This window comes from bacterium, from assembly GCA_040755795.1.
In the GTDB taxonomy this organism is placed as follows: domain Bacteria; phylum UBA9089; class CG2-30-40-21; order CG2-30-40-21; family SBAY01; genus JBFLXS01.
Map to the genome: position 1 here is coordinate 1 of JBFLXS010000174.1, position 7,837 is coordinate 7,837.

The 7,837-nt window shown below is 36.6% G+C and carries 8 protein-coding genes; 1 reads left to right on the forward strand and 7 read right to left on the reverse strand.

Going from position 1 to position 7,837, the window contains the following annotated elements:
* Nucleotides 1-252 precede the first annotated feature (252 nt).
* From serS to gyrB, 3 genes are all read right to left on the reverse strand, one after another.
* Nucleotides 253-1,527, reverse strand: coding sequence for a serine--tRNA ligase (gene serS / locus AB1414_11680; protein ID MEW6608086.1), 1,275 nt, complete (start codon nucleotides 1,525-1,527; stop codon nucleotides 253-255).
* Between the two features lie 270 nt (nucleotides 1,528-1,797).
* Nucleotides 1,798-2,454 carry a Maf family protein gene (locus tag AB1414_11685; GenBank protein MEW6608087.1) on the reverse strand — a complete coding sequence of 219 codons (657 nt, stop codon included), beginning with the start codon at nucleotides 2,452-2,454 and terminating at the stop codon, nucleotides 1,798-1,800.
* Between the two features lie 200 nt (nucleotides 2,455-2,654).
* Nucleotides 2,655-4,556 carry a DNA topoisomerase (ATP-hydrolyzing) subunit B gene (gyrB, locus tag AB1414_11690; GenBank protein ID MEW6608088.1) on the reverse strand — a complete coding sequence of 634 codons (1,902 nt, stop codon included), beginning with the start codon at nucleotides 4,554-4,556 and terminating at the stop codon, nucleotides 2,655-2,657.
* A gap of 44 nt (nucleotides 4,557-4,600) precedes the next feature.
* On the opposite strand from gyrB, the gene AB1414_11695 reads away from it, so the two are divergent.
* The gene (locus tag AB1414_11695; GenBank protein ID MEW6608089.1) at nucleotides 4,601-4,909 is read left to right on the forward strand and encodes a hypothetical protein; all 309 of its coding nucleotides are present in this window, start codon (nucleotides 4,601-4,603) and stop codon (nucleotides 4,907-4,909) included.
* Here AB1414_11695 and AB1414_11700 read toward each other — a convergent pair.
* From AB1414_11700 to AB1414_11715, 4 genes are all read right to left on the reverse strand, one after another.
* Nucleotides 4,906-5,226 (reverse strand): DUF721 domain-containing protein, encoded by a 321-nt coding sequence (locus AB1414_11700; GenBank protein MEW6608090.1) that lies wholly within the window; start codon nucleotides 5,224-5,226, stop codon nucleotides 4,906-4,908. The genes AB1414_11695 and AB1414_11700 overlap by 4 nt on opposite strands.
* Nucleotides 5,207-6,409: a DNA replication/repair protein RecF gene (recF, locus tag AB1414_11705; GenBank protein MEW6608091.1), complete on the reverse strand. Its 1,203-nt coding sequence runs from the start codon at nucleotides 6,407-6,409 to the stop codon at nucleotides 5,207-5,209. The genes AB1414_11700 and recF overlap by 20 nt, the downstream gene beginning before the upstream one ends.
* 231 nt (nucleotides 6,410-6,640) lie before the next feature.
* Nucleotides 6,641-7,057 carry a DUF86 domain-containing protein gene (locus tag AB1414_11710; GenBank protein MEW6608092.1) on the reverse strand — a complete coding sequence of 139 codons (417 nt, stop codon included), beginning with the start codon at nucleotides 7,055-7,057 and terminating at the stop codon, nucleotides 6,641-6,643.
* Between the two features lie 5 nt (nucleotides 7,058-7,062).
* A complete protein-coding gene (locus AB1414_11715; GenBank protein ID MEW6608093.1) occupies nucleotides 7,063-7,491 on the reverse strand; it encodes a nucleotidyltransferase domain-containing protein in 429 nt (142 codons plus the stop codon).
* Nucleotides 7,492-7,837: the final 346 nt, after the last annotated feature.

Consider the following 7,837-nt stretch of genomic DNA (forward strand, 5'->3'; position numbering starts at 1 on the left):
GTATAACTGAAAGGTAATGAGTCTTGCGAAGTCCTAAAATTTCCCATTTTTCATTTCCTATTTTACATTTTACATTTATTTTTCCTTTGCGTCTCTGCGATGAATTAGTCTAATCGCACAGGTGGAATCTTTTTGTATTTGTGTTCATTCGTGATTATATATCCCCTCTGTGTTCTCTGTGGCTCTGTGGCTATATCCTGAACGGTTACCGAATTTTGAATTTTGGTCATTTTCACAAGGAACAAATTAAGGTTACCCAATTATTTCTAATCCATCCATATAACTTTGAAGTGCTTTTGGGATGGTTATTTTTCCATCCGGTAACTGATAATTTTCTAAAATAGCCACTACGGTTCTACCTATTGCCAATCCTGAGCCATTTAAGGTATGAACAAATTCAGGTTTGGAATCAGAGGTTCTTCTAAATCTAATCATTGCCCGTCTTGCCTGGAAATCCTCAAAATTACTACAAGATGAAATCTCACGATAGCCACCTGAGGCTGGCATCCAGGCTTCAATATCATAAGTTTTACTTGCAGAAAAGCCTAAATCTCCAGTACACAATGCTACAACTCGATAAGGGATTTCCAGTTTTTTTAACACCTCCTCTGCATCCTCAAGCAATCTCTCCAATTCTGTATAAGAATCTTCAGGTTTGGTAAATTTGACCAATTCTACTTTATTAAACTGATGTTGGCGGATTAAACCTCTTGTATCCTTACCATAGGCACCAGCCTCTGCCCGAAAACAAGGGGTATATGCGGTGTAATAAATTGGTAAATCCTCTGCTCGTAGAATTTCTTCTCGATGAATATTGGTTAAAGGGACTTCTGCTGTTGGAACAAGGTAATAATCTGTCTCTTCACATTTGAATAAATCTTGTTTGAATTTAGGAAGTTGACCGGTACCAGTCATTGCCGCAGAATTGACCATAAATGGCGGAAGGATTTCTTTATATCCGTGTTCCTTTGTATGCAGGTCTAACATAAAATTAATTAATGCCCGCTCTAACCTTGCACCTGCTCCTTTGTAGAGGGTAAATCTTGCCCCGGTCATCTTCGCAGAAGCCTCAAAGTCCAGTATTCCCAGATTCTCACCAATCTCAAAATGAGGTTTAGGCTCAAAGGAGAATTTGGTTGGCTCACCCCAAATTTTTATCTGAGGGTTATCCTCACTTCCCTTGCCAAAAGGAACACTTGAATGAGGAATGTTCGGAATGAAAAGCAAATTCTCGTTTAATCTATCTTCTGTTCCCCTTGATTTATTTTCTAAATCTTTAATCTTTTCGCCTACTTCACGCATCCGGGAAGATAACTCGGTTATATCCTTACCCTGTTTTTTTAATTGTCCTATTTTTGAAGATGTAGTATTGCGGAGGTGTTGTAATTCCTCTAATTCTACGAGCAGTTTTCTTCTTTGCTCGTCTAAGGAAATAACCTCGTCCAATAAATTCTCCTCAGCACCTCTATCAAGGAGTGCCTTTCTTACCTTATCTAAATTTTCACGGATAAACTTAATATTAAGCATAATTTCTTTGTCTTTTGCCTTTCGGTTTTCGTAACTGTTCACCCCAGAGGCACAGAGACGCAGAGAAAAAATTAAAATTTATGGACGAGGATGGATTAACAAATCTGGCTTGCCTGCTGAACATTCGGCAAGCAGGTCATAAGTATTTCAATGGCTGCACCAATAATCTTTTCTGTTATCTGATTTATTTCCATATTTTCTCTGTTCCTCTGCGTCTCTGCGGTAAATTACCACCTGAACGGTTACATTATCCTTATTCCTGCCCCTATTCTAAATTGGAAAGAGTTCGCGGGCATCTTTTAGCAAATCAACTCGCTTTCTCTCAAAACCTGATGGTTGTTTTGAAGGGAGTTGGGCTAACATATCTGTCAATTTAGCCAGAGGCAAACCAATAACATTTGTATAGCATCCGTTTATCTTCTCAATAAATTGAGCCCCGCGACCTTGAATACACAATCCGCCTGCTTTATCTAAAGGCTCTTTGGTAATTACATACCCGGCAATCTGTGGTTCAGAGAGTTTTTTCATTGTTACCTCAGTTGTTACGCTTTCAACTAAGGTATTTTTGGTAAAGGTATCAATAAGGGCTATGCCAGTTATAACCCTATGAGTCGTGCCGGATAATTCGCCTAACATCTTTTTTGCTTCTTCATCATTTCTTGGTTTCCCAAATATTTTATCGCCTAAAGCCACAACTGTGTCCGCACCAAGCACTATTCCGGCTCTAAACTTTTTAGCTACATTTTCAGCCTTGACTAAAGCTAATTTACAGACCCAGTCCTCAATGGTCATACCTTCGTCCCTTACCTCAGATATCTCTGGAGGGATTAGTGTTACCTCAATCCCAATCTGTTCTAATAGTTTTTTCCGTTGAGGTGAAGAAGAGGCTAAAATTAACTGATGATACATATTAGAATTCCCTTTCATCGTAGATGGTTAGCGTCTTCAAGGATTCTTGTCCTATTATTGTAACATTTTAGCCATCTGAAGTGAAATTCAGGTAATCAGTTATCGGTCATCAGGTTATCGGTAAAGGGAAAAAATCAATTGATTGTTACCGATTACCTTGCACTTCATTTGGGTAAATAGTTACATCAATTAAGTAGCGACAGGGCACTACTATATATCTACACATCCAGATTTCGCACTTCTAAAGCATGGGTTTGAATAAACTGTCGTCTCGGTTCAACTTTATCACCCATTAAGATAGTAAATATATTATCTGCCTCAACATTATCTTCTAATGTAACCTGCAGATTTGTTCTTGTCTCAGGGTCCATTGTAGTTTGCCAGAGTTGTTCTGGATTCATCTCGCCTAACCCTTTATATCTCTGGATGGTTGCACCTTTTCTGCCTATTTTTTCTAATAATTTTTCTAATTCGTCATCTGAGTAGGCATAAAAATCCTTTTTGTTTTTCTTGACCCCATAAAGAGGTGGTTGAGCGATATAGACATAGCCTGCTTCTATTAATTGTGGCATATAACGATAGAAGAAGGTCAAGAGTAAGGTGCGGATGTGAGCTCCATCTACATCAGCATCAGTCATAATAATAATTCGGTGATACCGTGCTTTGGTAATATCAAAATCATCCTCACCAATTCCCGTGCCTAAAGCGGTAATAATGGTTTTAATCTCTTCATTTGTCAGGGCGTGGTCAAGTCTGGTTTTTTCTACATTCAAGATTTTACCTTTTAGGGGCAAAATAGCCTGAAATTTTCTATCCCGCCCCTGTTTTGCTGAGCCACCCGCTGAGTCTCCTTCAACTAAGTAAATTTCACAATTTGCTGGGTCACGCTCTGAGCAATCCGCTAATTTACCCGGTAAGGAATCTGTTTCTAAAGCACTTTTGCGTCGGGTTAGTTCCCGCGCCTTTCGAGCCGCCTCACGGGCACGAGCGGCAATGATTGATTTTTCAATTATCTTTTTTACAATCGCCGGGTTTTCCTCACAAAATAAATCTAATCCCTCTCCAACTATCGATTCAACAATACCTTTTACTTCACTATTACCTAATTTTGTCTTGGTTTGACCTTCAAACTGTGGCTCTCTTAATTTGACACTTATCACCGCAGTTATCCCTTCGCGAACATCCTCCCCGGAAAGTGAGAAATCAGCCTCCTTGATTAAATTATTCTTCCTGGCATAGTCATTCAGAACACGGGTCAGACCTGATTTGAAACCAATTAAGTGAGTTCCGCCTTCATGGGTATTAATCGTATTGGCGTAAGAAAAGACATTTTCCTGGTAACCATCATTATACTGGATAGCAATTTCTACCTCTACCGAGTCTTTTTGTTTTGAGAAGTAGATAGGTTTATCATGAAGTAGTGTTTTATTTTCATTCAGGTGCTCAACAAAAGAGATAATTCCACCTTCATAGACAAAGGTATGTTCTTTCTTTGACTTTTCATCTAAAATTGAAATCTTTAACCCTTTATTTAAAAAGGCTAATTCTCTCAAGCGGTGAGATAACATATCAAAGGAGAATTCCTGGGTTTGCTTAAATATCTTTTTATCCGGCTTAAATCTAACCCTGGTCCCTGTTTTATTGCTTGTTCCAATTATCTCAAGGTCAGTCGTTGGTTTTCCTGATTTATATTTCTGGCAATAGACCTTTCCATCCCGGCTAACCTCAACCTCTAACCATTCGGATAACCCATTAACAACCGAAATACCTACGCCATGGAGTCCCCCGGAGATTTTATAAGATTTATCATCAAATTTACCGCCGGCATGAAGTGTGGTCATCACAAGTTCTACACCTGTTTTTTTATAAACAGGGTGCATCTCCACAGGTATGCCTCGACCATCATCTTCAACCGTAACACTTCCATCCTGATGGATTTCAACCTTGATATTCTGACAGGCACCAACTAATGCCTCATCAATTGAGTTATCCACCGCCTCATAGACAAGGTGATGCAAGCCCTGAATATGTGTATCACCGATATACATACTTGGTCTTTTTCTGACCCCTTCTAATCCTTCCAATACCTGGATTTTCTCGACATCATAAGTTGTTGACATTATTTAGATTACCTCCTCGTTTTTTGGTAATTGGTAACTGGTAATTGGTAACTAATTACCATTCACCAGTTACCATTCACCAGTTACCAATTACCATTCACCAGTTACCAATTACCAGTTACCATTCACCAGTTACCATTCACCAGTTACCATTCACCAGTTACCATTCACCAGTTACCATTCACCAGTTACCAATTACCAATTACCAGTTACCAATTACCAGTTACCAGTTACCAATTACCAGTTACCAGTTACCAATTACCAATTACCAGTTACCAATTACCAGTTACCAGTTACCAATTACCAGTTACCAGTTACCAGTTACCAATTACCAGTTACCAGTTGTTTGTTAAGATTGGAAATATACATCCTTTATAACTTGCATTCCCACCGCAGAATTAATCTTTTTGATAATATCTTTTTTAAAGAAGGAAAGTTCATTACACCAGGCGGAGCTATCAACCTTAACAAAAATTATCTTATCCTTGATTGTCAATGGTTTTGTATGGACCGCAACATTAGTTCCAACTACCTCTTGCCATAATTGAATTGCCCGTTCTTCAGCTAATTTATGTGCTAAAGAAATTTCTCGCCCCTTATCAATTACCTTTATTCTCCGCATCATTTTATCTAACACATTGCCAAATTCTTCAATTCGCCGCCCTCTCATTTATCTCACCCTGCCTGATTTTAAATATGCAGGCATCCTTTACAAAATCTGGATTTAAGTCATGTAAATCCGTCGTGGTAATAAATACCTGTGTCTGGTCTGGTATAAAATTTAGAAGAGCCTGACGCCTATTCTTATCCAATTCAGAAGTAACATCATCTAACAAAAGGATAGGAAATTCTTGTGTTTGTTGATAAATATTTTGCACCCGGGCTAATTTTAAACAAATAGTGATAGTTCTTTGTTGTCCCTGTGAGGCAAAGTATCTTGCCTCAACATCATTTATATAAAAAGAAATATCATCTCGATGAGGTCCAACTAAAGTTACTTCCTGTCTTATCTCATCTTCCTGCTTATTTTTCTGCGTTTTTCTAAAGTCTTCCTCAACCACACAAGGTCTATATTTTATCTTTAGTTCTTGCGGCTGTCCACTAATCTGAGGATAAACTTCATTAATTAAGGGATTTAAACTATCTATTAGTTCTTTTCTTTTCTTTATAATCTCAATACCTGTTTCTATTAGTTGTTCATTCCATACCTCTAATTCTGTTATGTCACATTTCATATTTTTCTTGAGGAAAGATAATGTTTGATTCCGCTGTCTAATGATTTTGAGGTATCTTTGCAGGTTGTATAAGTACTTTGGGGATGTTTGTGAAAGTTCAATATCCATAAATCGTCTTCTTATTGCCGGGGCGCCTTTGATAATATTCAAATCCTGTGGTGAAAAGACAATTACCTTCAATTCCCCAATCAAATCTATTATCCTGGTAAGCGGTTTATTATTTATCTTTACCTTCTTAAGATTATTAGTAAATAAGATGTTAATCTCAAGTGTAGTATTATTTTTCCATATTTCCCCATTTAGATAAAAATCTGTTTGCCCAAATTTAATTAGTTGTCTATCCTCACTTGTGCGGAAGGATTTTAGAATACCAAGAAAATATATCGCCTCTAAAAGATTTGTTTTCCCTGCCCCATTTTCTCCTACAAAGATATTTATTTTCGAATCAAAATTTAACTCGTTATCGAATAAATTTCTAAAGTTTTTGGTAATTATTCTTTTTAAGAACAACTGGTCACCTTTGTATGCTTCTCCTGAAAATAGGAAGTAGAGAGTAGAGAGTAGAAAGTAGAAAGTAAAGAAAACATCACTCCTCACGCCTATTTCCTTACCTCCCACCTTCTATCTTCTACCACCATTTTTATCTTCCTTTGTGCCCACTCCCTATGGGCATCGTCGTTTCTCCTATACCCTATGTCAAGGTTAAATATATCTGTGAAATCTGCGGATTAATTTCCATTGCACAGGTAGTTTTTTTTCACTCTCATCCTCATATCTCTTATCAACAGAACTTCACGCATTTGTAGTATATCCATCTAAAGCAAAATAACTCCCAGTTATTATCTCTGGTTAAAGTAAATTACCAACTGATGTTATAAACTCATCAAAATCCTTTAGGTCATATTTTGTATATCCTAAAATATTTCTGTCTTCAATCTCCAAATAACGGTGAATGAGTTTGTTTCTAAATTTTACCATTTTCCTTAATCTTAAAACTAAATCTTCGTTTAAAACCCCTTCTTTCCCTAATATTTCAAAACATTCCCCAAAAGCCGAAACTCCTTTATTGAATCTTTTGGCGGCAATATGAACACAAATTCCACCTACAGATTCAATGGCTTGTAATAAATAATATTTTACCGCAGCCATATTCTCTTTTTTAGACCAAAATTCTTTTTCGTCTATAGAAGTAAGTCGTTGTATTTCTTTTAAAGCTTCCCTAATCTCTGAAACCCTTTGTTTAATCTTTTCTTTGTCTATTTCCATAAGGATTAACCCGCCACTAATTCTTTTAAAGATTGGTAAGCAATATATTCATTAGCCAGAGTATCTAAAGATGTGTTTTCTATCATCTCGGTGAGTAATTGATAATTTTTGCAAAAAAGCAATTGTCCACGATTGAAAATATTATTTAAAAAATAACCTGGTGCAAAGTTCAAGACCTTTATCTCAATAATATCAAACAGCAAGTTAGAGTCTTTAGCTACTATTTCGGAAAGTTCCAATTCAGAATTAAAGATGTCCCCTTTCTCTATATTGTCAAGATAAATACCAATATCAATATCTCTAAAAGATGGTCCATCTAAAAAAGAACCAAAAATAAAGGCAAAAACAATCTCATTTTTATTCAGGAGGGATTGTTTAATCTTCTCTATAATCTTTTGCCTTTGATTCTGTTTAAAAGATAAATATTCATTCATAATTTGATGCCTCTTTCTTGAGTGATAGGAATTTGCTTTTTGGGTCTTTTGGATTGTTTATTCATTTTTGCACCTTCTGAGGGTATTTTAGCAAAAATTTTAGCATATGTCAATAAAAAAATTCGACCTGTGAAATAGGTCGACATGGGAAAACAAAATTATACTCCACTGCCTGGTGTCCGAAAAGGAGATAGGGAGATATTATTAAAAAAATTGAAATTAATACTTGATGTTCAAGTTTTTTAAAGGTATAAAGATTTAACCGCAAAGAGCGCAAAGGAAGATTTCGCAAAGGACGCAAAGGAAGGAAAATAAGGTGGTGAACAACCTATTGCTTTGTTAAGTT

Coding starts and splice junctions, on each gene's coding strand:
- serS (MEW6608086.1), bottom strand. CDS start 1,527: ATGCTTAATATTAAGTTTATCCGTGAAAATTTAGATAAGGTAAGAAAG.
- AB1414_11685 (MEW6608087.1), bottom strand. CDS start 2,454: ATGAAAGGGAATTCTAATATGTATCATCAGTTAATTTTAGCCTCTTCT.
- AB1414_11700 (MEW6608090.1), bottom strand. CDS start 5,226: ATGAGAGGGCGGCGAATTGAAGAATTTGGCAATGTGTTAGATAAAATG.
- AB1414_11710 (MEW6608092.1), bottom strand. CDS start 7,057: ATGGAAATAGACAAAGAAAAGATTAAACAAAGGGTTTCAGAGATTAGG.
- gyrB (MEW6608088.1), bottom strand. CDS start 4,556: ATGTCAACAACTTATGATGTCGAGAAAATCCAGGTATTGGAAGGATTA.
- AB1414_11715 (MEW6608093.1), bottom strand. CDS start 7,491: ATGAATGAATATTTATCTTTTAAACAGAATCAAAGGCAAAAGATTATA.